The sequence below is a fragment of the Extibacter muris genome (assembly GCF_004345005.1).
Taxonomy (GTDB): Bacteria; Bacillota; Clostridia; order Lachnospirales; family Lachnospiraceae; genus Extibacter; species Extibacter muris.
The window spans coordinates 18,054-42,882 of the sequence record NZ_SMMX01000020.1; the positions used below are offsets into that span (position 1 = coordinate 18,054).

The following is a 24,829-nucleotide window of genomic DNA, read 5'->3' on the forward strand; positions in this document are numbered from 1 at the left end:
GAGAGGGATAAAGATGCCTTTAATCGGTGCAGTAGCGGATGATTTGACAGGAGCCACCACGACAGGCGTGCTGCTGGCAAGGTCAAAAGCGAGGACGGCGGTATTTTTTAATGAGGAAGCGGCGGAAAAAGCAGAAGGGCTGGATGCACTGGACGCAGTGCTGATCAGCAGCAACAGCAGGGCACTTCCGGCAAATGAAGCTTACGAAAAGGTAAAGTCTGCGACACAGGCGCTGAAGCGGATGGGCGTCAGACACTTTACCAAACGTATCGATACGACACTTCGCGGCGGCGTGGGAATCGAAGTAGACGCGATGCTGGATATGGTCGGCGAAGATGCCGTGGCGGTAGTCGTACCTGCAATGCCACAGTCAAGAAGGATATTGGTGGGCGGCTATTCTGTTATCGACGGCGTGGCACTTATCAATACTCCGGTTGCGCAGGATGTGCGTACTCCGGTCAAGGAGAACTATATACCGAGGCTGCTCTCCTCGCAGACGAAACGTCAGGTGGGGCTCGTGGCTCTCGACAAGGTCCTGAAGGGGGCGGACACTGTCAGAGAAGCGCTGGAAGCAGAGCGCAGCGCAGGATGCAGCGTTATCGTAGTAGATGCGATTACCTTGGAGGATGTAGAGGAGATAGCAAAAGCCTGTATCGAACTTCGTTGGAACGTAGTATCCGTAGATCCGGGACCGTTCACGTCAAAGCTTGCCTATCACCGAGGGTTGATTGGCACGGAAGAGCCGAATGTTCCGCCGGAGGCAGATGAAGCAGGAAAGACGGTGCTCATTGCTGCAGGCAGTGCGACACCTGTCACGAAGAGGCAGATGGAAGTGCTCTGTGAAGATGACCGCCATGTCCGTATCAGCGTAGATCCGATTCCTCTTATCGAAGGTGGGGATGCTGCCATGGATGAGGCGTTCAAGGCGGTACATAAAGCAGTGGAACTGCTCGAATCTGACAGCCAGCCAAGAGCAATTCTCTTTGAGACTGCCCTGCACGGCGAATTGCTGAACCTGGATGAAGAAGATAACAAGAGGCATTATGCCGGCGGTATGAGCGCTGACAGAATTAATGCCGGCTTAGGCACGATTATTTCACAGGTGCTCGAGCAGATTGGAAGAGAAAAGATAGCGGGACTTTACACAACAGGCGGTGATACGATGGTCAACGTATGTTACCAGCTTGGTGTCGAGTGTATAGAAGTAATGGATTATGTAATACCGCAGACGGACGTTGGCCGTCTTGTGGGAAGCTACGACGGACTGCCGGTGGTAGGCAAAGGTGGTCTGACAGGCAACGACAATACGGCTTGTGACATTGTAAGCCGGCTGTTCCGTGAATCAGCAAGAAAACAATAATTATGGAGGAAGTGAGAAAATGGGAGAACAGAAAACAGAAGTAAAAAAGACGAAAGATCTTGACCTTTTGAACAAGATGAAAAAGCTGCCGGGCGGGCTTGTAATCATACCGCTTGTAATTGCAGTGCTAATCGCGACATTTGTGCCGCAGGCTTTTCAAATAGGTGGTTATGTAACGGCATTATTCTATGAAGGGAATTCAGCGATGATGGGATTTTTCCTCATCGTATGCGGTTCCACCATCAATATTAAACAGGTAGGTATGCCTTTATACAAGGGCGTTACGCTTACCGGCTTGAAGTTCATGCTTGGTGTGCTGTTCGGGCTCCTCGTCGGAAGAATCTGCGGACCGGACGGATTCCTCGGCATTACGCCGTTCGTCATGATTGCGGCTATTACCAACTCCAACGGTTCCCTGTACATATCCCTGTCCTCACAGTTTGGTAATGCTACAGATACGGGTGCGATCTCTATCCTGTCACTGAACGACGGACCGTTCTTTACGCTGGTTGCACTTGGAGCTACAGGGCTTGCCTCTATCCCGATCAACTCTCTGATTGCCACGCTGGTGCCGATTCTGATTGGATTTATCTGGGGCAACCTGGATGCAGGATTCCGTAAAGCATGTGCAACCGCACAGCCGATCGTAACCTTCTTCATGACGATTTCCATCGGCGCCAAGACGGATGTCAAGACCATCGTGACAGCAGGTGCGGCAGGTATCGTGCTCGGACTCATATCAGCAGTACTCGCAGTAGTATTCTTCTTCCTGTTCAACCTGCTGCTTCCGAAGAAGGAAAGAAACGCCATGGGAGCTGCTGTAGGTACGACAGCGCTCAACTCAGCGATGACACCGGCCGCTGTAGCCGAGGCCGACCCATCTATGGCCCAGTACACAGAGATGGCTACCGCACAATGCGCCACAGCTTCCATCATCACATTGTTCCTCTGCCCGTTCATCGTGGCATTCTTTGACAAGATGATGCAGAAGAAGCAGAAGGGTATCTACTCACCGGAAGGATGGGCACACTACAAGGTCACGGGCGAAGCGGCGCCGGCAGAAATGTAAATTAATCGCACCATATTGAACTGCTAATGTTCAATAAGTATACATAATTCATTACAGGAAAGTGAAAAAAGTCCTCTAATATGTTACAATGATTTCGTAATATATGAGAGGACTTTATTATAAGGAGCACAATCATGGAAGAGAAACTGTCGGTTCAGATGACAAAAGAAGCATTGTTTGATTTTCTTTTATACCATACATACTCTAAGTTTTCCGGTTTTCTGACGAATGTCCTGGGGGCGGCCGTTGGAATCATGGGGATTATCCTGCTGGCCACGGGAAGGATAAAGCCGGCGCATCTCGTGTTTTATCTTGCCGCTGCCGTTGCATTTATCGCGTTTACTCCATTACAGCTGAAGTACAGGGCTAAAAAGCAGATGGAACTTAACGAGGAATACCAGACAGAATGGGAATATACACTTAACGGGCATGGGATAACTGTCGTGCGCGGAGATAAAGCAGAAGAGGTGGCCTGGGAACAGATTGAGCGTGTGGCGACGACTCCCAAGACAATCGGGATATATTATGGAAAAGACCACGCATTTATCATTCCGAAGCAGGCCTTCGGCAGCCGCTTCGTGGCTGTCATGAAGATGATAGCACAACATATCGATCCACAGAAGGTAAGGCTGAGATAGAGAATCAATAATAGAGACAGAGGGTAGTAGAATGGAAGAACGCAGGCGTACGATACTGAGAGAACTGGACGAAAGAGGAAGGGTTCGGGTTGCAGATCTGAGCAGAGAACTGGGCTGTTCAGAGGTGACGATTCGGAACGATATCAAGAATATGGATATGGAAGGTCTGCTGCAGAGGGTTCACGGGGGTGCGATAAAGCGGGAGGAAAGTCCGGTGCGTAAATACTCGGCTGAAAGCATATACCGGCATACAGACAGGAAAAAGAAGATTGCGGCCTGTGCATATGAGTATATCGAAGACAGGGACACGATAATCATTGATGACGCATCCAGCAGCTTTTATCTCGCGGTCCATATTAAAAACCACCCCGAAAAGCGCGTAGCTGTCGTCACCAATTCCCTCCTTGTGGGCAATGAGCTGGCGGGCGCAAAGCATGTCGAACTCTATATGGTAGGCGGCCATGTGGGAGGGCATCTCGCTGCCACCATGGGCGATGCGGCGCTGGAGAACATGCGCAGCTTTCATGTGGACAAGGCATTTATCGGAGTCCACGGCATCAATTTTGAGGTGGGGCTTACTTCTATAGCCACGCCGCAGATGCAGGTGAAGCATGCGATCCTCAAAGCGGCAAAAGAAGTATACGTACTTGCGGACAGCAGCAAGTTCGGCGGCGGCTACCTGTCCATAATCTGCCCGATTACAGACGTACACCTGATAATTACAGACGATGAAGTAGCAAAAGAGAACATAAAAATAGCAAAAGAACTAGACGTACCACTTGTGATAGCATGAGGGACACCCTAAAACGAATTGGGGACGGGGTTTTTTGAAAAAAACCCCGTCCCCAATTCGTTTCGTTTTTTCTTGTGGAAAATGCAGAAATATAATGGAAAATGTAGAAATATATGATAGAATGAAGGTACAATAAAATGTTGAGGGAGGAACAGTATATGAGAAAAAGGATAGTAGTCATTGGTTTATTATTAATGCTTGTTTCAGCATCTGTTATAGGGTGTGGAGGCAAAGAAGAGAATTCAGCTAAAAAGGAAGAAAAAGAAGCTACGGCAGATGAAACGTTTATGAAAGATTTAGCAAAGGCGCTAGAAGCAAGATGGGCTTTATCAGATAAGTATGAGTCTATGGATAAATATGCGAATGCGGAAATGGGGAGTGAAGAGCATAAGGAATCATATGAAAAGTATGTTTCTGCGGAATTAGATATATTAGGAAAATATCAGACGGAAAAATTCAAAGATAGTAAACTTCAAGAAAAAGCGATTCAATATATAAATTTATTAAAACAGCAGAAGGAGGCTTGTGATTATATAACTGTCAACTATGAAAAATATGATGAACTATGGTACGATGCATATAACAAAAGAACCCAAATTATTGTTGAGTTCGTAAATGATTATAAACTTAAAGTGTCCGATAAATATGAGGATACACTAAAAGAGTTTACTCTAAATGCACAACAGGTTAATGAAGAAAACGAAAAAGAAGATAAAGTGCAGGCATTAATAGGTTCAATAGAGTTTACGCTGGCCGAAGATGATGGGTATGGATGGAAAACATATAATGCTGTTGTGGAGAATACTACAGATATGAATTTCTCTTACTTTGGGTTGGATATAAACCTTTTAGATCAAGACGATGTGATTCTCGAAACAACATATGCCAACGTAAGTAATTGGAACAGCGGACAAAAAGTGAAATTTGAATTCACTACGGAGAAGGAATTTGTTGCCACCCAGATTAGTGGAGAGTATACGGAGTAATCTCGTAACCAACAGGTAGAATAAAAATACATATAAAGGGAAGAAACTATGGCTAAGTATGAATGTGCAATGTGCGGGAAAACGTTAGGGCTGATGGAAACCATTAGCAGGGAATTTCAAGACGATAAAAACAGAGGTCTTTGTCCCAAATGTCATCGATACTTTGTTAATACTGTCAAAAAGCGGTTAGATGAAATGAATGATTCTATTGGCTACAACAGCGTGAAGCAGAGTATACTGGAACAGATAAGGGCAGAGAATGGCAACTCGGGGTATGAATATGTAGAAGATTACTTTAAGTATCAAGAAGCGCAGAATCTTAAAGAGGAAAACGCCAGATGGGAGGCGTGTCCGGTATGTGGTAAAATCAGAGACCCTCAGGAGGACATCTGTGGTACTTGCGGATATATTTATACAGATATAAAGGGCTTAAGCAATGAAGACTATGTCAAGGCAGCTAAAACCAGATTTGAACAATACCGAAGAAATCCATTGTACGAGTACAAAGTGGAGGTTGTTCAGGATTCTGCCCTGACAGGTGCTTTCAAAAAGACAGATATACAAAATGTTTTGGCTGTCTATGCGTTGGACGGATGGCGTCTTCATACTGCTGTTACAAATGAACTGGGTAAGATGGTTTTGTCTGCTGCAGGAATTGGGACTAATGCTACAGTAGACCAGATGATATTAATTTTTGAGCGATGTATCAAAGATAGGACCTTGGAATAATGGTATACATGAGGGGACACCCTAAAACGAATTGGGGACGGGGTTTTTTGAAAAAAACCCCGTCCCCAACCGCGTTTTAGGGTGTCCCCTATTTTTATTCTGCCAGAGGCAGATGGCATACGGCACCTTGATAATCTGGTTTCGTTGCCAGTATTTTATGTAGAATTTCTGCAGCCTTTTCCTTTTCTTCCAGGCCGATGTTACCAAGTGCCATGAGATACTGGCAGTATATATCATTGCGTTCTTTGATGTTTTCCGGGAACACTTCTATTTCTGGAAGCGATACGGCAAAATAATCATAAGTCACGTTGTCGAATATATGCTTTTCGCCAAATGCCAGGAGCTGATGATAGCATTTCCTTGCCGCAGCCCTGTTGCCAAGCTCCTCGTTTGCCAGTCCCTGATAGAGTATCGTGTCGGAGGGCTGGTCATTATAATACAGCACGCTGGACGGCTCCTCCAGGCCCGTGGACGCTTTCTCGAAGTATGACCGGGCGGTCGTGCTGTCACCCTTTGCCTTATAAGCCATGCCGAGATAATAGTCTGCCATGTTATCCTGGACGTTGGGAAGTTTCCCTTCTCCTAGATTCTCGGGATATGCTTTCGTCGCATCCAGCAGGCAGATTGCCTCGTCATAAGAAGCATCTGCCAGAAGCTTAAGCGCCTTCTGCGTGAGCGCGTAGCGGTACTGGGTGCTGACCTTGCCTTCACCGCCTTCCCACGGATGGAACTTGTGGCCGTTCAGGCAGTCGAGCGCCTTATCGTACTGGCCCGTATTGTTTAACAGCGTGATATACTCCACATAAAGTGCGTCACGGTATTCCACAAGCTCAAGGTGGGCACCAAGGAGCGCAAGCCTGTCTTCGGCAGATACCCCGGCCCTTGCCCGAAGCTGGTCATATTCCAGAAGGAAGCGGGAGCTGGAAGGATCTAGTGAGCATGCTTTCGCCATACATTCCAGTGCTTTCCCAATATCATTCTGCCTGTTGTAATATGCGATTGCAAGGTTCCGCCAGTTCATGCCGAAGCCTGGCGCCTTTTCGGCAGCAGATTCCCAATGGCTGACTGCTTTCTCGTACTGCTTCTTGTCATACAGGAGGCATCCAAGGTAATAGTGGGCAAAAGGTGCATCCTCAAGCAGGCGGACGGCGCTTTCCAGTATAAGCACTTCCTCAGGGCGGTTCGGGAAGCAGTAGCTGGAATCGGCAGCTTCGCCGAGCTGATGCATCCTGGCAGCCTCGCCCATCTCTCCCTTCAGCTCATAGATGTATCCTTTATAATAAGGAAGCATCGGAGAGCTGTCGGCGCAGGAGTCCAGTATGGCAAAGGCATCTTCATAGAAACCGGCTTTCATATAATCGAGTGCCAGCTCCAGATAGTTATGGGCGGGCTCGCGCATCTTGGACTTCCACTCGGAAAGGTCATTGCGTCGCAGCGCACATTCGTACAGTGTTCCCATGTCCAGCGGGTCGATAGAACGGCTCTCCGCAATCAGCGGCTCATTGTCTTCAGACAGCATACGAAGGATTGCCGCCTTCAATGTACGGGCTTTCATATTGTGCCAGCCTCGGATGAGAGAATTATCGATAAATTCAAGCGCCTGCCGGTACTCGCCCTTGCGGCAGGAGAGGCAGGCCAGCCAGTAATAACCGGCTCCTTGTGTCTCATAGCTCCATGTGGATTTGTAGAAAGCATCATAAGCCGCCTGCACGTCGCCGGTCATGACAAGTGCCAGGCCGAGGTTGAAATAGCTCTCACCATAGTATGGATTCGGGTTCTTCCACGTCTGCTTCTCAATCGCCTTCTTAAAGCAACCGATACTTGCCGCAAAGCTGCCACGTCTGTACAGTAGAAGCCCATACCCATTGTTCAGACGCATATCAGACGGATCGCGTCTCAGCCCTTCTGCATAATAATCTTCCGGGGCGAGCGTGGCGTGGCGGTACTGTTCGAGATGGAGCGCCCCCAGATATAGCTCCTCCGTAGTCTTAAGCTCTTCCGGAGGAAGAAGAGGTTCCGCCGGCTCCGGCGTCGGCTCCAGCTCCTGCACTTCGTGGGTATGAGAGACAAGCTCATAACCTTCTGCGTCAGATAAGGTGACAGTTACCCCTTCGAGACTTTTAAGAGCTGTGTCAAAGGCCACGTCATAATACTGTGCCGGCGTGAAATCCGCCCTGTCGCTAAAAAGAGTCTCATCCTCCTTCTTAACAGAGACTACGGCATTTTCAAAGGTTCCTGAAGTGTAGGCTTTGAGCAGGCATTTGCCGTTATCAAGGTCGATGCTGACCGCTGCGTCTTTTGTGGCATTCTTTACGCGTCCCACATGCTTGTAAGGCATGAAATACTGGGTAAATGTCTTCTCTTCATATGGCTTCAGCCAGGTAAAATCAGGCTGGTTGTCGGCGTAGACACCTGTCATCAATTCAATATAAGGTCCGTCGGTCTCTGTCAGGCTGCGGTCCCATGCCTGGCCGAAGTCGCTGTTGCCCCATGTCCACTGCTTCTTACCTGGGGATATGTGATGGTCGGCTACGTGAAGCAGGCCGGCATCCACCTGTTCGTCAAAGTTTCCGATAAAATCATAGTCGGAATGTGCTGCCATATAAGAAGTAGGAACCTTTATATTGCGGTAGCAAGAGATATCGATTCCCTCAGAATAGTCGTATTTATAGTATTCGCCGGTCGCGACAGGGAAGGTGGACACCGCACGCTTGCCATGGTCCATGACGGCATGGACGTCCGGCGGGAATACAGAGTATGTATAATCATTCACAGGTACAGCGGGATTGGCCCACCAGAGAAAGGTCTGAGGCGTATCTGTCCGGTTGAACAGACGGCCTTTGATCTCGATATAAGCCTTGCCGGGACGGAGCGTAAAAGAAGCCATTCCCTTTGTCCCGTACATCTTGTCTATCTCGCTTACATATACAGTAGAAGAACCGTCGGCATTTTCTTCCCAGTGGCAGTCTGTAGGAGAATAGGTAGTAGGGCGGTGGTGCTGCGGCCAGTTGAACTCGATGCCTCCGGATATCCATGGTCCGGTCAGCCCCACAAGGGCCGGTTTGATCACATGGTTATAATATACGAAGTCATAGTTGTTCGTCTTGTCCAGTGCACGCTGGATACGGCCTCCAAGCTCAGGAAGCACCATGACGAGCAGATAGTCGTTCTCCAGATAGACGGCCCGGTATGCCACATCCTCCTTTTCATCAGATATCTTTTCCGTCACCGGGAGGGGATAGACCTTTCCCGTACTTCCCTGGTAAGCACGGTTTTCAATAAATAATGGACTTTTCTCTGCCGGATATACTTTGTAGGTGGGAATTGTCACCGTCTCTTCCCACACGTGGACCTTGTCAAACATCATTTTAATTCTCCTTTCATATAAATCAGTCGCAGGCTGCATGTTCCTTGTGTTTCTCTGTGTCCAGAGTATCATAACGTGCGGTGTGTTAAAATGACATAAATGATAAAAAGATGGACAATATTGTGCCGGGAGAATATAATGGAGCCAAATAATATGGCAAAAGCTATGTGTAAATGAGGAGGTTATAGGACAGGATGAATGATATATCCGGCAAAGCAGATGGATTTAAAGATGAAAAATATATTATCATTCCGACCGAATCTTTTGCTGACTATGCGGCGCATCCGCTCGTGCGCACGATATATCCGACGGATGTGGGATTCTTTCCGAGGGCGCGAGCCCATTACCGGGAACGTGAGGATGGGGCGGAACAGTATATCCTCATCTATTGTACAGAAGGCAAAGGGATAATAGAGGTGGAAGACCAGGTGTACCATATCGGCCATTCGGACGCATTCTGCATCCCCAAGGGCAGGCGGCACAGATATTATGCAGACCAGGAAGACCCGTGGAGCATACTGTGGGCCCACTTCAAGGGAGAGGATTCAGGATATTATCCCTTGGAGGAATGCCGGATCGTACATATGAATTCCAGACAGAGCGACAACCGTATGATGGTTCTGTTCAAGCTGCTGTTCCGTGTACTGGAGCGCAATTATACGATTGGCAACTTCATCTATATCTCACAGGTGCTATCCCTGATACTGTCTGAGATATATTACAGGGAAAAGACGGATGAGAGTACGGTGCAGGACCGGCATGTGACGATGGTTATCCGGTTCATGTACCAGAATCTGAGAAGAAGCCTGACGCTGGAAGAGATATCCGAAGAAGTGCAGTTGTCCAAAAGTTATCTGAATACGATATTCAAGACGCAGACAGGGCATTCGCCGGTGGAATTCTTCATCCATCTGAAGATGCAGGAGGCGTGCAAGCTGCTGAAGGCAACGGACATGTATATCTATGAGGTGGGATTGGAACTTGGATATGAAGACCAGTATTATTTTTCCAGGATATTTAAAAAAGTGGTGGGAATGTCGCCGAGAGATTATAAAAACGGGGATTACTTCTATTGCGAATAGGAAAGAAATAAACTGAATTGCCCTGTACTTAGACTTTGCCTCTGTATGACGAGGCAAAACGTATAGAATGATTGGAGAAGTGTAATATAGTCCATCAAAAGATAACATATGGAATTTTGCATGCGAAAGAATGATGTTATAATCCGTATAAGAACTTAAACGGATTGAACCGCTGATGTTCCATGGAGTACAGATGTGAGTAACATGATTCCGGTCGATGCAAAAACAGGAGGGAACGAAGATGAGTGAGAAGATTCCAGAAATGATGTCAGGGATGAAGCTTCCGGGCGGAGCTAAAGTACAGCCGGTCACATGTGATGTGCCAAAGCCGGGTCCGGGGCAGGTGCTTTTAAAGATGAAGGCTGCCAGCCTGTGTGGAAGTGATCTGAAGTATATCTATTTTGAACACACGGATAAGACCGGCGGCGCCAGATACGATGATGTCATCGCCGGACATGAGCCGAGCGGGCAGGTCGTGGCTGTCGGAGACAAGGTGGATGATTTTAAAGAAGGAGACCGCGTGGTCGTATACCACATCCAGGGCTGCGGATACTGTGACGAGTGCCGCAAAGGCTTCTATATCAACTGCCAGCAGCCGGAGAGAAGAGCGTACGGCTGGCAGAGGGACGGCGCGCTGGCGGAATATATGGTTGCAGATGCCGGCACATGCATCCACCTGCCGGATTTCCTGACTTATGAAGACGGTGCTATGATAGCTTGCGGATTTGGCACCGCTTACCAGGGACTCTTAAGAGCCAATGTATCCGGCAATGACAGGGTGCTTGTCATGGGGCTTGGCCCGGTAGGCCAGGCAGCCCTTATTCTGGCCAAGGCACTTGGGGCGCAGACGGTTGGCGTAGATATCTCGGAGGAACGGATGGAGATGGCCAGGGCAATCGGGGCAGATGAAGTCCTTCCGGGTGATGACGATGTGGTAGAAAACATTATGAAGCTCACCGGCGGCAAAGGTGTTGAGGTGGCGGTAGACTGCTCCGGCAGCAGCATCGGACGTCACAGATGCCTGGAGGCGGCCAGGATGTGGGGGAACGTCGTATTTCTCGGAGAGCAGGGAACCGTGACGTTTGAGCCAAGCCCGCTTCTGCTGCACAAGAATCTTACACTCCACGGCTCCTGGGTGACATCAGTAGGTAATATGGAGAAACTTGTAGAACTGCTCGACAGGAAGAAGATCCACCCGAGCCAGATTATCACGCACCGCTTCCCGCTGAAGGAGACAGACAAAGCGTTTGAAGTATTTGCGACTGGCAGGACAGGTAAAGTATGTATCAACCACGAGATGGAATAAAAGAGGGGCAGATTATGGAGGCAGTAGAACGGATCAGGAAATGGCTTGAAGAACACGAGTATGACGGTGTGCTTCTGAACCGGAGGGATAACTATGCCTGGGTCAGCAAAGGAGCCAAAAGCAATGTGGTGACCAACAGCGAAAATGGCGTAGCCTACTATGCCATAAGACGGGACGGCATCGACCTGCTGGCGGACAGCAGCGACCTTCACCGCATGGACACGGAGCAGAACCCGCTCGGGGCTGCCCCGGTACTTCTGCCATGGTATGAATCCGTGGAAACGCAGATAAAAGACTACATAGGCGGGAGACGGTTTGCTTCAGACACGGGTACAGCGGGTACGGCAAATGTACAGGAAGAGCTGGTAAAGCTGCGCCTGAGGCTCACGGAAGAGGAAGTGGGACGCTATGAAACGGCCGGCAGACTCTGCGCGGACATCGTCGAAGGAGTCTGCATGGATGCAAGGCCGGGCATGACGGAAAACGATGTGGCGGATCTGCTCAGATGCCGCTGCATCCGGCACGGAGTAAGCCCGGATTGTGTACTTGCTGGTGCCGATGAGCGCATCCTGACATACCGTCATCCGGTTCCGACCGGAAAGAAGATAGAGGATTGCCTGATGGTCGTCCTCGGTGGCGAAATATACGGCCTGAACACAAGCCTGACGAGGATGGTGTATTTTGTCCCGGTGCCGGCAGAGATAAAGGAGCGTTACGAAAAGACGCAGTATATCTTTGCATGCATGCAGACGATGATGCGGGACGGTATGCCTTATAAAGAATACTTTGAGAAAGTAAAGGCATTATACGCAGAGGCCGGGTATGACGGCGAGTGGAAGATGCATCATCAGGGAGGGCCCACCGGATATGCATGCCGGGAGTTCATCCCGGTCCCCCGCGATGAGCGGACAATCTATGAAGGCCAGGCTTACGCGTGGAATCCCACGATTCTCGGTACAAAGTGCGAGGAGACGACCTATCTCGGGCCTGATGGAATAAAGATACTGTCCAGGTCTTCTGACTGGCCACGAAGAACCATCGATACGCCACATGGAATGATAGAAGTGGCGGAAATACTGGAAAGATAGCCCGGTGATATGCCGGGCTATCTGGCAAATTCACCAAATTCTTTAGCTGTGTCGAAAATTATATGTTGACTTTTTCCTATAAAATGGTAATATTATACTTAATTAAGGACTTTATTAAATACTTTAATAAAGTTTTGGCGAAAAGGGCGCGTATAATAGAATATAGTGAAAAGGAGGGGTGGATGGTGATACAGAGAACAAACAACTCAGAGGTGAAAAAGCTGAACCGGAACCGCGTTTTTCGTTATATAAACAGTAAGAACAGAACTTCTATGCCGGATATTGCTGCCGCGCTTGACATGAGCGGACCTACAGTGCTGCAGATAGTGAAAGAGCTGAGGGAGGCACATGTCATATGCGAAGCCGGAGAATTTGAATCGACAGGCGGAAGGAAGGCGAAGGCGCTTGCAGCAGTGAGGGATGCCAGATATGCAGTGGGAATTGAGATAACCCGGAACCATATCGGGATGGTCCTGACGGATATGACCGAGACTGTGCTGAAGCATAATCGAATGCGGAAAGCTTTTACATATGAAGATGAGTATTTCAAGCAGCTTGGAGCGGCGCTGGAAGAGTTCCTCGGAGAGGACAAAGCGGTGCGGGATAAGATCGCAGGCGTGGGGATATCGGTCCCTTCCATCGTGGACAGCACCGAGAACCACATCACTTATTCGAGGGCGCTGGATCTGTATGATATAGACGGGGAGGTGTTCTCCCGCCATATTCCGTATCCGTGCGTGTTGATTAATGATGCCAATGCCGCGGCGGCGACTGAGTGTATTGCGGACAGGCAGCTGGAGAGCATGATATACCTGTCCCTGAGCAATACGGTGGGCGGTGCGGTCGTGTTCCGCCAGGAGAACGGACAGGAGGAGCCGGGCAGCCCTCTGGGCAGCGTGTTTGAGAATATGTATATCGGGAAGCACTGGCATAGCGGAGAATTCGGGCATATGATCATACATCCCGGAGGCAAGACATGCTACTGCGGCAAAAAGGGCTGTGTCGATGCATACTGTTCCGCGCTTTGTCTGGCGGAATATGCAGACGGATATCTGGAACGCTTTTTTGACAGGATGGAAGATGGGGATCTTGAACTTGTGAAAGTATGGGAAGATTATCTGGACGACCTGGCTATCACGGTCGATAACCTGAGGATGTGTTTTGACTGTGACATAGTGCTCGGCGGTTATGTCGGGAGCTTAATCGGCCCATATATCAAGGAGCTGCAGAAAAAGGTGGCGGAAAAGAATATCTTCGAGGGCGGCGGGGCTTATGTCCGTGCGTGCAGATATCAAAAAGCTGCATCCGCTTTGGGAGCAGCGGTCTATTACATTGAAAACTTTATAAATTCAATATAGATAAGGAAAAGGAGCAGAAGAAGATGGATGGAATGATGAAGGTTGCAGTAATGAATGGAATTGGTGAGATGGGCTACACCGAGCGCCCGATACCGCAGGCTAAAGAGGATGAAGTGCTTGTGAAGCTGGAGTATGTAGGAATCTGCGGCAGCGATATGCATTACTACGAGATGGGAAGAATCGGGGACTATATCGTAGAGCCTCCATTTGTCCTTGGACATGAACCGGGCGGAACCGTTGTCGAGGTGGGAAAGAACGTGACCCATCTGAAACCAGGCGACCGTGTGGCGCTGGAGCCGGGAAAGACATGCGGCAAATGCAGGTTCTGCAGAGAAGGGAAGTACAATCTCTGTCCGGATGTGGTGTTCTTCGCGACCCCTCCGATTGATGGCGTATTCCAGGAATATGTAGCGCATCCGGAAGATCTGTGCTTTAAGCTGCCGGAGAATGTCAGCACCCTTGAAGGTGCCCTGATCGAACCGCTGGCAGTAGGTTTCCATGCGGCTAAGCAGGGAGATGCCCATGCAGGACAGACGGCGGTCGTATTCGGAGCAGGCTGTATCGGCCTTGTGTCCATGATGGCATTAAAGGCATGCGGAGTGTCCAGAGTGTATGTGGTGGATGTGATGCAGAAGCGCCTCGACAAAGCGCTGGAGCTCGGGGCTGACGGCGTTATCAACGGGAAGGAAGATGACGTGCTGGCCATGGCAAAAGAGCTGACAGACGGAGAAGGCTTTGATCTGGCAATTGAGACCGCAGGAACAGAGATTACGACGAACCAGGCGATTCAGGCAGTACGAAAAGGGTCTAACATCGTCCTTGTCGGTTATGGCAAGACAGGCATGATGAATATGATGATGAGCCTTGCCCTCGACAAGGAAGTTACATTTAAGACCGTATTCCGTTACCGCCATATCTATCCGATGGCTATTGATGCGGTGGCACAGGGAAAGGTAGATTTAAAGGGAATCGCCACACATATCTTCGACTTTGACGACATACAGACGGCTATGGACAGAAGTGTGAACGAAAAGAGCGAGATAGTGAAAGCAGTAGTTAAAATCGCGGAATAGCCATAAGTTTGCTAAATAAATAACATTATGCAAATTACATGAAATTGCAAAAAAAATATTGTGTAACATTGCATATTGCACAATCATGTCATTTTGTTATATAATTATATAAATTAAATTTATAAAATAGATTTATAAAAGTGGCGTGTAAAAGAAAACTATACTTTTCTTTTCACAGTCAAATAACGGAAACAGGCATGAAAAAAACGCCTGATTCAGGCGTTTTCAATAAAAAAAGAGGCTGTTCAGAAAAGTATACTTTATGAACAGCGGCAACGCAATATTAAGCAGAACGGCTAGTAACCGGGAGGAGGACGAAATGGGAATTATTGAAAACATGAGACTGGACGGCAAAGCAATCTATGTGACAGGTGCTGCGAGCGGGATTGGAAAATGCGCTGCTACGGCATTTGCAGAAGCAGGTGCTGACGTGGCTGTCGTGGATATCAACCTGGAAGGCGCTGAGAAAGTTGCCAAAGAGATTGCAGAGGCTACAGGTTCCAAGACAATTGCAATCGAGTGTGATGTCACGGATAAGGATCAGGTTGAAGCAATGGTTGCAAAGGTTGTCGATACATATGGAAAGCTGGATGCCTGCTACAATAACGCCGGTATCGCAGTAAACGCTCCTGCAGAGGAGATGACCTTTGAACAGTGGCAGAAAGTAATCGATATCAATCTTACAGGCGTATTCCTCTGTGCTACCGCGGCTGGAAGAGTGATGCTGAAACAGGGACATGGATCCATCATCAATACGGCTTCCATGTCAGGGCATATCGTGAACGTACCGCAGCCACAGTGCGCATACAATGCTTCAAAAGCCGGTGTTAGCCAGCTGACCAAATCACTTGCAGTGGAGTGGGCCAAGAAGGGCGTGCGTGTAAACTGCATAAGCCCCGGATACATAGGAACTGAGCTGATTATGAATGCAGAGCACCTGAAACCATTGATTACACAGTGGAATGCAATGGCACCGATGGGAAGGCTAGGAAAGCCTGAGGAGCTCCAGTCGATCCTTGTATACCTTGCAGGGGACACGAGTACGTTTACAACAGGATCCGATATCATCGTAGACGGAGCATTTACCTGCTTCTAAAGGGATGCTTAACTGGATAGCTGATAGCAAAAGCTATAAAAATAATATATTTCAAGGAGGAAAACGTATTATGAGGAAAAAAGTGGTAAGCGTGATTCTTTGCGTGGCAATGATCGCGGCAATGGTTGTCGGATGTACAACCAAGTCACCGACTTCTGGCGGAGACGACAAGAAGGATGACGAGAAGAAAGACAGCTACAAGGTCGGCATCTCCATCCAGTCTTTGAAGAACGATTACTGGGCAGGCGTTATGGGTAAGCTGGAAGAACTCTTGAAAGACAAAGGATGGGACTACACATTGCAGGATTGCTCTAATAACTCTGCAACACAGATCAGCCAGGTCGAGAACTTTATCACATCAGGCTGTGACTTGATCATGGTCCACCCATCAGACGCAGATGCGCTTGAGACGGTATGCCAGCAGGCACTTGATGAAGGAATCAAAGTTATGTGCTGGGATGACCCGATGGAAAATACGACAGCAAACTGGATTCTTGACAACACGGCACTTGGAAATAAAATCGGTGCGACGGCAGCGGCATTTATCAATGAACACTATACGGCTGACAAGCCGGCAGAAGTTTGTGTTATCGGCAAACCTTCTACAAAGGTCCTGTTAGAGAGAGCAAACGGAATCAAAGAAGGGCTGGAAGAAAACTGTGACAAGGGCAACTACAAAGTGGTAGCTGAAGTTGACGGACTGGAAGCAAATGAAGCACAGACTAATGTTGAGACTGTTCTTCAGGCAAACCCAGACTGCTCTATCTTTGTAGGAGTTGGAGCAGGCGCTATGATCGGTTCTAACGAAGCATTGCTGCAGAAATTCGGCGGAGCCGGCAATATTCCGGAGAACTATGGCGTTATCACGACAGACGTAACTCCGCAGCAGTTAGAGTCTCTTCAGGCAGGAGACGAAGCGGTAAGAGCCATTATCGGATTTGAGGGATCGAGCCTTGATACGGCTACGGCTTGTATGGAAATGTACGAAAGAATTCTGGACGGAGAAGACTTCTCAGGTGACAAGCACAATGTTGAAAGACCAACGATGGAAATCAACCTGGACAACATTGAAGATATCATGAAGGGAATGTAACATCATAATATAGCTAGCAAGACGATAAGATAGAGGCGGGTTGCTCCGCCTCTATGTAATATCCGCTTGACTCAGGGGGAAATGAATATGAGCGAAGAATATGTACTGCAGTTAGAGCATATAAGAAAAGAATACCCGGGTGTTGTCGCACTGAAAGATGTTACGTTGGAACTGAAGAAAGGCGAGATACTTGCACTGATTGGAGAAAATGGGGCCGGGAAATCTACGCTGATCAAATGCTGTTCGGGAGCAGTTATCCCGACTTCCGGTAAGATTATCGTAAATGGCAAAGAATTCACCAGCATGACGCCTCAGCTTGCGGCTGAGAACGGAATTGCAATCATTTATCAGGAATTCAACAATGTTAAGGAACTGTCGGCGGCAGAGAATCTGTTTCTGGGAAGAGCTATCAGAAAAGGGCCTGTTATTGATAAGAAGGCAATGGAGAGGGAGGCTGCAAAAGCTTTTGAACAGCTCCAGATTAAGATCGACCCGAAGACTCTGATGAAAAACCTGACGGTCGGCTATCAGCAGATGGTTGAGATTGCCAAGGCGATCCAGCAGGATGCGAAGATATTGATTATGGATGAGCCTTCTGCACCTCTGACGAGCGCGGAAGTTGAAAGTATGTTCCGGGTAGTAGAAAGACTGCGCAAGGAAGGGATTTCTATTGTCTACATATCTCATAGATTGGATGAAATCTATCGTCTGTCAGATAGAATCCTCGTTTTACGTGACGGCGAATATGTCAAAACTTTGATTACGAAGGACAGCGAGGTCCAGGAACTGATCAAGCTGATGGTTGGCCGGGAGCTGACGGAAACCTATCCGCCGCGGGAGGACTGTGTCGATAAGAATGAAGTGGTTCTGGAACTGAAGGGAGTCACCGGCAATGGAGACAATGACATAAGCCTGAAGGTACATAAAGGTGAGATCGTAGGGCTTGGCGGGCTGGTCGGCGCGGGCCGCACCGAGCTGGCGGAAGTTATCTTCGGAGCTGCGCAGAAAACATCCGGGCAGGTGATATTTAAGGGCAGGGAAGTGAATCCGAAGAGCCCTCGGGAAGCCATTGACCTGGGAATCGCACTTGTGCCGGAGGACCGGAAACGGCACGGGGCCATGCTCGGGATATCAATCAAAAATAATATCAATATGCCGATTTATGAGAGGAATTCCCGTCTCAGCGTAATCAATTCCAAGCTGGAGCTGGAGACCGCCGAGAAATATCAGAAGAGCATGGCGATCAAGACACCGACGCTGCATCAGCTCGTGAAGAACTTAAGCGGCGGGAATCAGCAGAAGGTCATTCTGGCGAGATGGCTTGCGGCGGATTCCGAGCTGATCATATTTGATGAACCGACAAGAGGAATCGATGTCGGAGCAAAGTATGAGATTTACAAGCTGATGAATGATTTAGTTGAAAAAGAAGGAAAGGCAATTCTGATGATTTCTTCTGAGATGGAGGAACTGATGGGTATGTCGGACAGAATTGTAGTGCTGTCGGAAGGTGAGATGACCGGAGAGCTTGAAAAGAGCGAGTTCAATCAGGAAACCATTATGGCGTATGCGTCCGCAGCAAGAATGGAGGAGGGTCAGACTGTATGAAAAATAAAGTAGTATACCAATTAAAAGATAAAGCGATATGGGTAGTGTTTTTAGTTCTCGTCACTGCGTTTACCATTGCAAATCCGAGATTTATAAACCCGAGCAACATATTCTCGCTGCTCCGTCAGGTATCCATGTTCGGTATTGCCTCCATCGGTATGACATTTGTTATCTTACTTGGAGACATTGACCTGGCTACAGGTTCAATCATGTCATTTGTTAACATTATCTGTGCATATATGATGGTTCATATGGGTGTGAATATGTGGCTTGCCATTCTCCTAACTCTCATAGCGGCAACACTGATTGGCGTATTGAATGGTTTTATGGTTTCCACTATAGGAATCCCTGCCTTGATTGCTACCTTTGCGACCCAGACGGCATTTGCAGGACTTGCCTACATTGTGAGCGGCGGTCTTCCGATCAACGGTTTTACAGATAGATTCCGTATTATCGGTCAGGGATACATAAGTGTCGTTCCGGTTCCTGTTATCATCATGGCTGTCTGCTTTGCGGTCGGGTCTTTTATCCTGAACAAGACTTATTTTGGGCGTTATTTCTATGCAGTAGGCGGTAATATGGAGGCTGCAAAGCTGTCCGGTATCCGCGTTGGGAGAATCAAATATCTTGTTTTTGCCATATCCGGATTCTTTGCAGGGCTTGCCGGTATCGTCATGTTGTCCCGTACGAATTCTGGTATGCCTAATGCCGGACTTGGATATGAATTTAAAGTTATCACCTGTGTCGTATTAGGCGGCGTGTCTGTAACCGGCGGCTATGGAAAGATATCAGGTGTCGTTGCAGGTACATTTATTATTGGAGCTCTGACGAACGGCATGGTTCTGATGAACATCAATTCTTATGTACAGGACGTCGTATTGGGCGTCGTGCTTGCGCTTGCAGTTGGTTTTGACTGTATCCAGAAGAAAAAGCAGCAGAGTTAACGATGATACATTAATACAGTACAATTAAGTCAAAAATCCCGGTAAATGTCAATTTACTGGGATTTTAGAGAATATGAAGGGGTATGAAGGGCGATTGGGGGACTGTTTGTTGACATATGGCGCAATCGTAAGTAAAATGATGAGTATATAATTATAAGACAAGTGAAGGTAGCTAACATTGAATAAAAGTCAACAGATATATCATTATATACGGACGCACCAGTCAGTTTCCAAACAGGACATCGTTTTAGGGCTCAAGTTCAGCCTTCCGACGATTACGCAGAAGCTCCAGTATCTGGAGCAGAGGAATCTCATAGATACCTCCAGGAAGATACAGAATACCGGAGGGCGCAATGCGACGGCATATTCCTATGTGAAGAAGGCAAGGGCAGCCATCGGCGTCTACCTGACCGGGCATCACATCAACTGCGTGGCGGTAGATCTGTCGGGCGATGTCATTGACATGACAAAGGAGCGCATTACATTTAATTTAGAGGATGAAGAATATTTAAAGAAAATCGGTGAAGTGGTCGAGCGGATCAAGAATGAGGCAGAGATCAGCGACGAAGCGCTGCTTGGTGTCGGAATCGCGGTGCAGGGTCTTGTGTCTGAAGACGGTGAGATTGTAACCTATGGCCTTACCCTTAACTTTACCGGAAAGACAAGGGAAGAAATAGCGAGATATATTCCGTACAACAGCCGGCTGTTCCATGATTCCAGCGCGGCGGGCTATGCGGAGGTCTGGATTGACCATGATATATGCAATGCATTTTACATCAGCCTGAGCAACAGTGTCGGCGGGGCGGTCCTGGTCGACAACAACATATATGAAGGCAACACGCAGAAAAGCGGCGAGATCGGCCATATGACTGTGGTGCCGGAAGGCGGGGAGCTGTGCTACTGTGGGAGATACGGCTGCTTTGACACTGTCTGCCGTTCGACCAACCTGGACCAGTACACGGACGGGAACCTGGAGATGTTCTTTGCGCTTCTGCAGTCCAGGGACAGGGAAGCGGAAAGGCTCTGGGATAAATATCTAGATGACTTGTCGCTCGGCATCAACAACATACGTATGCTGTTCGATTCGGACATCATACTTGGCGGCTATGTCGGTGCATATATAGAGTCTTATATGGAGGAACTGTGCAGAAGAGTAGACGAGAGGACTTCCTTCAGCGACTTTGCCAAAGACTTTCTGTTCCCTTGCAAGTATAAGGTGGAATCTGCCGCGGCAGGTGCGGCAATCTGCTTTATCGATGAGTTTTTTGATACTATTTGACTGTAGTCATTAATGGAGGATTATAGATATGAAAGCTGCGGTATATTATGGAAAGCAGGATTTGAGAGTAGAAGAGGTACCCGAGAAGGAACTGAAAGATAATGAAGTCATGATCAAGGTGAAATACTGTGGGGTGTGTGGGACGGATATCCACATATTCAACGGTGACGGAGGCTCTTTTGCGGTTACGCCTCCGCTCATTCCGGGACATGAGTTCTCTGGCGTGGTAGCGAAAGCCGGAGCCGGCGTCACCTCGGTGAAGGTCGGCGACCGAGTAAGCGGCGACCCGAACGATATGTGTGGCGAATGCTATTACTGCAAGAATGCGATGCAGCATTTCTGTACGAACAATATCGGGCTTGGAACGACGGTAGACGGCGGCTTTGCCGAGTATGTCGTCATAAGGGAAAAGCAGGTGCACAAATTCTCAGATGAGCTGAGCTTTATTGAAGCCGCTATGGCGGAACCGATATCCTGCTGTCTGCATGGAATAGACCTGTGTAATATCAAGTCAGGGGACACGGTGCTTGTGATGGGCGGCGGTCCGATAGGAATGATCATGATGCAGCTGGCTAAAAATGCGGGGGCATCCAAAGTAATCCTGTCAGAGCCTGTTGAGGAGAAGAGGGAGCTGGCTGTGAAGCTCGGTGCGACAAAGACGATCAACCCGATAGAAGAGGATGTGCAGGCCGTGCTGGCTGATTACTGTGCCAACGTGGACGTAGTCATCGAATGTGTCGGCAACATACATACGCAGGAAGATGCCATCAAGTTCGCCGGAAAAGGTGCGACGGTTATGTATTTCGGCCTGGCAGCGCCGGACGAGAGCCTTCCTCTCAAACCGGATGACGTGTTCAAGAAAGAACTGAAAATCACTTCTTCGTTCATCAATCCATATACGTTTGAACGTGCAATCCAGGTGCTGGAATCCAAGGCAATCGACTTGGAAAGCCTGATAACAAATATCGTTCCGCTGGATGATATCGTGGATGTATTTACAAAACCGGAATACAGAAGGACCGGAAAGGTCATGATTCAGGTGTCAGAGTAGTAGGGGGTTATGTAATGTAGACGCCGATGGAGAGGTATGGCGCATCCGCTCTGATGCGTCCGGGAACTGCGACTATCACACAGATTCCTAAGCCAGTGGAGTGTTCGCCGATAGCGGCTCTCACCCCACTGGCAAAGGATTCTGGTGAGGATTCTCCGTCCCTACCGCTTATACCTTCGCATCTGCCCCATACCTCCCCATCGGCTATCTACTTTACTGCCACGGGCGAGGGCAGCTGTGTGACGTTACTACAAAAAGAGCCAGAACTAGGAAGGGGATGCTATTCCATATAACATCCCTGTACCTGGTTCCGGCTCTTCTTCATTATGTTATTGCCAACCAAGGTTTCCAACGATACTGACACAGCCAAAGCCTTTCCATCAGCTGGCAGCGTTACATTGCCGCTCTGGGTATATTTAGTACAATCGGTACATAAAGTATTGACGCAGAATTGGTATTGTATTACAATACCAATATAAGGAGGTGCGCGGCATATGAATTATTTTTTGGGTGTGGACATTGGGACGTCCAGCGTGAAATCACTGCTCATGGATGCGAAAGGGCATGTAGTCGGTAGTGCCCAGGTTGGATACGACATAATAAAAAGCAGGCCGGAATATGCGGAGCAGGATATGGAGATATTGTGGGAGGCTTCGCGGCAGACGATTGCAGACGTGGTGAAAAAGTACCCGCAAGAAGCGGCACGTATTCAGGGGATCAGCTATTCCGGGCAGATGCATGGTCTTGTCATGACAGACGCGCAAGGCCGTCTTATACGCAATGCAATCATATGGGCAGACCAGCGTTCGGAAGATGAGATCCACAGGATATACGATGTCGTGGGGGAGGACTCGTACCGCAGCGTAGCCTTGAATTCTCTCAGCACAGGATTTCTTATCTCTTCCCTGATGTGGGTGAAAGAACATGAGCCGGACAATTATGAGAAGATACGGCATGTCATGTTCCCGAAGGATTACATAAGATTTCGGATGTGCGGGGAATATGGCACGGACATGACAGATGCCTCAAGCGGCGCTATATTTGATACGAAGCGGCGCCGGTGGGCCTGGGAACTGATAGACAGGCTTGGCATAGACAGGGATATTTTCCCGGAGTGCCATGAGTCATGTGATGTGGTCGGAACAGTGACGAAGGAATGCGCGGAAATGACAGGACTGAAGCCTGGCATAAAGATTGCCTGCGGCGGTGGCGACACCTTGATGCAGGGCGTGGGCAACGGCATCATCGGACCTGGGACACTGGCAGCTAATATTGGGACTGCATGCCAGATATCGGGCGGATTTAATGAACCGCTGTATGATGAAAAGTATCGCACGAACACGTTCTGCCATGTAAAGGAAGACCTGTGGATGCTGATGGGAGCCCACTTGAGCGGTGGAGTTGCGCTGAAATGGCTTATGAACGAGATCCTGTATATGGATACGTTCGATGAGATGACAGCGATGGCGGCAGAGGCTCCGGCGGGCAGCGAAGGGCTCGTATTCCTTCCGTATCTGAGCGGAGAGAGGACGCCATACAATGACCCTGGTGCCAAAGGGATCTATTTCGGCATGACGCTCCGGCATGGAAGGGAACATATGATTAGAAGCACGATGGAAGGAATCGTATTCGGCCTGCGCACATCCATCGAGATATTCAAAGGGCTTGGCATCGAGTACAGCAAGATTATCGCGTCTGGCGGCGGGGCAAGAGGACGGCTGTTCCTGGAGATGCAGGCGGACATATTCGACTGCGACATCTATACGAATGTTGGTAACGAACAGGCAGGAATAGGAGCAGCAATAACAGCGGCAGTCGCCAGCGGAGAATATGCGGACTACGAAGAGGCGTGTGCCCGGCTCGTGCATATGAAAGACACAGTCGTGACGCCGAACCGCGAGAACCAGAAATATTATGAAGAACAGTTCGCGGTTTACCGAGAACTGTACGGACATAACAAAGATCTGTTCCATATGTAAGGGAAGAAGCGGCGGAGATATGTGATGAAGATATTTCAAAAAGGATTCAACTATTCACAGGACGGGAGCGGCAACCGGCTTGTCTACCACCTCCAGGGCTGCAATATGAAATGCCCCTGGTGTGCCAATCCGGAAGGGATGGAGCCGGATGGCGTAATCATCGCGGACAGCGAATGGATACTGGAATCTGTCTGTCCCCACGGCGCCATTAAGGGGACGCATGTAGACAGGGATATGTGCCGCACATGCAAAAAGAAAGAGTGTATCACAGAACATGATACAAAGGGCATGTGCTTGTCTTACGAAGAAGAGACGCCGGAAGAAGTATTCCGCGAGGCATGTGCGAATGAAATGATGTTTTATGACGGTGGCGGGGTGACCTTTACCGGCGGAGAAGCAACCATGCAGTTCAAGGAACTAAAAGAGGTGCTTCACATGCTGAAAGACCACGGCATACACACTGCAATAGAGACGAACGGGACACATCACAGGCTGCCGGAGCTGTTTGCGCTTATTGACGAGCTCATCATAGACTGCAAGCATTGCAGTGCCGGAAAGCATGAACGGTACACGGGCGTCCCTTGCAGCGGTGTCTTGAGCAACATAAGGGAGGCAGCGGCCCGCCACCCGAAGCTCCATGTGCGCGTACCTCTGATTGGCGGGGTAAATGACGGTCCGGACGACCGGAAAGGATTCCTCACGTTTTTCGACGAGATCAAAGGAGATAACGTGACGTTTGAAGTACTGGCATATCACGAATTCGGCAGAAAAAAATGGGAAGAATGCGGATGGGAATATAAGATGGCCGCAGATGCATATGTGAAGGATGAGACACTCAAAGAATTCCGCGAATCAGTCGCTTTATTGGGTTGCCGTTATAGAAGAACGTGACCAGACCTTCACAGGTGCATGGAAAATCATATGATCCATATA

General features: G+C 48.7%; 21 protein-coding genes. 20 read left to right on the plus strand and 1 reads right to left on the minus strand.

The genetic code is table 11. The features are described 5' to 3' along the window. The first annotated feature begins 13 nt into the window (after positions 1 to 13). The 6 genes from E1963_RS16780 to E1963_RS16805 all read left to right on the plus strand — a co-directional run bounded on the left by E1963_RS16780 (position 14) and on the right by E1963_RS16805 (position 5,575). Positions 14 to 1,360: a four-carbon acid sugar kinase family protein gene (locus tag E1963_RS16780; RefSeq protein WP_132280494.1), complete on the plus strand. Its 1,347-nt coding sequence runs from the start codon at positions 14 to 16 to the stop codon at positions 1,358 to 1,360. Between the two features lie 19 nt (positions 1,361 to 1,379). Then, positions 1,380 to 2,429 (plus strand): 2-keto-3-deoxygluconate permease, encoded by a 1,050-nt coding sequence (locus E1963_RS16785; protein ID WP_132280497.1) that lies wholly within the window; start codon positions 1,380 to 1,382, stop codon positions 2,427 to 2,429. Positions 2,430 to 2,563: 134 nt separating this feature from the next. After that, complete coding sequence (locus E1963_RS16790) at positions 2,564 to 3,067, plus strand: YcxB family protein (protein ID WP_132280500.1); 504 nt, start codon at positions 2,564 to 2,566, stop codon at positions 3,065 to 3,067. Positions 3,068 to 3,098: 31 nt separating this feature from the next. After that, positions 3,099 to 3,860, plus strand: coding sequence for a DeoR/GlpR family DNA-binding transcription regulator (locus E1963_RS16795; protein WP_132280503.1), 762 nt, complete (start codon positions 3,099 to 3,101; stop codon positions 3,858 to 3,860). Positions 3,861 to 4,018: 158 nt separating this feature from the next. After that, positions 4,019 to 4,846: an FxLYD domain-containing protein gene (locus E1963_RS16800; protein WP_132280505.1), complete on the plus strand. Its 828-nt coding sequence runs from the start codon at positions 4,019 to 4,021 to the stop codon at positions 4,844 to 4,846. Positions 4,847 to 4,894: 48 nt separating this feature from the next. After that, positions 4,895 to 5,575, plus strand: a complete 681-nt coding sequence (locus E1963_RS16805) for a DUF4177 domain-containing protein (protein ID WP_132280507.1) — start codon at positions 4,895 to 4,897, stop codon at positions 5,573 to 5,575. Between the two features lie 94 nt (positions 5,576 to 5,669). On the opposite strand, the gene E1963_RS16810 is transcribed toward E1963_RS16805, so the two are convergent. After that, positions 5,670 to 8,942 (minus strand): DUF5107 domain-containing protein, encoded by a 3,273-nt coding sequence (locus tag E1963_RS16810; protein WP_132280509.1) that lies wholly within the window; start codon positions 8,940 to 8,942, stop codon positions 5,670 to 5,672. Between the two features lie 194 nt (positions 8,943 to 9,136). Between E1963_RS16810 and E1963_RS16815 the strand changes: the two genes are divergently transcribed. The 14 genes from E1963_RS16815 to E1963_RS16875 all read left to right on the plus strand — a co-directional run bounded on the left by E1963_RS16815 (position 9,137) and on the right by E1963_RS16875 (position 24,787). After that, positions 9,137 to 10,024 (plus strand): AraC family transcriptional regulator, encoded by an 888-nt coding sequence (locus tag E1963_RS16815; protein WP_132280511.1) that lies wholly within the window; start codon positions 9,137 to 9,139, stop codon positions 10,022 to 10,024. Between the two features lie 241 nt (positions 10,025 to 10,265). After that, entirely contained in the window at positions 10,266 to 11,330 is a 1,065-nt protein-coding gene (locus E1963_RS16820) for a zinc-dependent alcohol dehydrogenase family protein (RefSeq protein WP_132280513.1), read from the plus strand. Continuing rightward, positions 11,306 to 12,418 (plus strand): M24 family metallopeptidase, encoded by a 1,113-nt coding sequence (locus E1963_RS16825; protein WP_243117778.1) that lies wholly within the window; start codon positions 11,306 to 11,308, stop codon positions 12,416 to 12,418. Before E1963_RS16820 ends, E1963_RS16825 begins: the two co-directional genes overlap by 25 nt. A gap of 182 nt (positions 12,419 to 12,600) precedes the next feature. Next, positions 12,601 to 13,776 carry an ROK family transcriptional regulator gene (locus tag E1963_RS16830; RefSeq protein WP_243117779.1) on the plus strand — a complete coding sequence of 392 codons (1,176 nt, stop codon included), beginning with the start codon at positions 12,601 to 12,603 and terminating at the stop codon, positions 13,774 to 13,776. A 23-nt stretch (positions 13,777 to 13,799) separates the two neighbouring features. Beyond that, the gene (locus E1963_RS16835) at positions 13,800 to 14,849 is read left to right on the plus strand and encodes an NAD(P)-dependent alcohol dehydrogenase (protein ID WP_132280515.1); all 1,050 of its coding nucleotides are present in this window, start codon (positions 13,800 to 13,802) and stop codon (positions 14,847 to 14,849) included. 319 nt (positions 14,850 to 15,168) lie between these two features. Then, positions 15,169 to 15,945, plus strand: coding sequence for an SDR family oxidoreductase (locus E1963_RS16840; RefSeq protein ID WP_132280517.1), 777 nt, complete (start codon positions 15,169 to 15,171; stop codon positions 15,943 to 15,945). Positions 15,946 to 16,015: 70 nt separating this feature from the next. Beyond that, complete coding sequence (locus tag E1963_RS16845; RefSeq protein WP_132280519.1) at positions 16,016 to 17,038, plus strand: substrate-binding domain-containing protein; 1,023 nt, start codon at positions 16,016 to 16,018, stop codon at positions 17,036 to 17,038. A gap of 87 nt (positions 17,039 to 17,125) precedes the next feature. Beyond that, the gene (locus tag E1963_RS16850; protein ID WP_132280521.1) at positions 17,126 to 18,643 is read left to right on the plus strand and encodes a sugar ABC transporter ATP-binding protein; all 1,518 of its coding nucleotides are present in this window, start codon (positions 17,126 to 17,128) and stop codon (positions 18,641 to 18,643) included. Beyond that, positions 18,640 to 19,587 carry an ABC transporter permease gene (locus E1963_RS16855; RefSeq protein WP_132280523.1) on the plus strand — a complete coding sequence of 316 codons (948 nt, stop codon included), beginning with the start codon at positions 18,640 to 18,642 and terminating at the stop codon, positions 19,585 to 19,587. Before E1963_RS16850 ends, E1963_RS16855 begins: the two co-directional genes overlap by 4 nt. A gap of 178 nt (positions 19,588 to 19,765) precedes the next feature. Next, complete coding sequence (locus E1963_RS16860) at positions 19,766 to 20,866, plus strand: ROK family protein (protein WP_132280525.1); 1,101 nt, start codon at positions 19,766 to 19,768, stop codon at positions 20,864 to 20,866. Positions 20,867 to 20,894: 28 nt separating this feature from the next. Next, a complete protein-coding gene (locus E1963_RS16865; RefSeq protein WP_132280528.1) occupies positions 20,895 to 21,917 on the plus strand; it encodes a zinc-dependent alcohol dehydrogenase family protein in 1,023 nt (340 codons plus the stop codon). 53 nt (positions 21,918 to 21,970) lie between these two features. Next, positions 21,971 to 22,210, plus strand: coding sequence for a hypothetical protein (locus E1963_RS19475; protein WP_145964198.1), 240 nt, complete (start codon positions 21,971 to 21,973; stop codon positions 22,208 to 22,210). A gap of 201 nt (positions 22,211 to 22,411) precedes the next feature. Beyond that, the gene (gene xylB / locus E1963_RS16870) at positions 22,412 to 23,896 is read left to right on the plus strand and encodes a xylulokinase (protein WP_132280531.1); all 1,485 of its coding nucleotides are present in this window, start codon (positions 22,412 to 22,414) and stop codon (positions 23,894 to 23,896) included. Positions 23,897 to 23,920: 24 nt separating this feature from the next. Then, positions 23,921 to 24,787 carry a glycyl-radical enzyme activating protein gene (locus E1963_RS16875; RefSeq protein ID WP_117772296.1) on the plus strand — a complete coding sequence of 289 codons (867 nt, stop codon included), beginning with the start codon at positions 23,921 to 23,923 and terminating at the stop codon, positions 24,785 to 24,787. Positions 24,788 to 24,829: the final 42 nt, after the last annotated feature.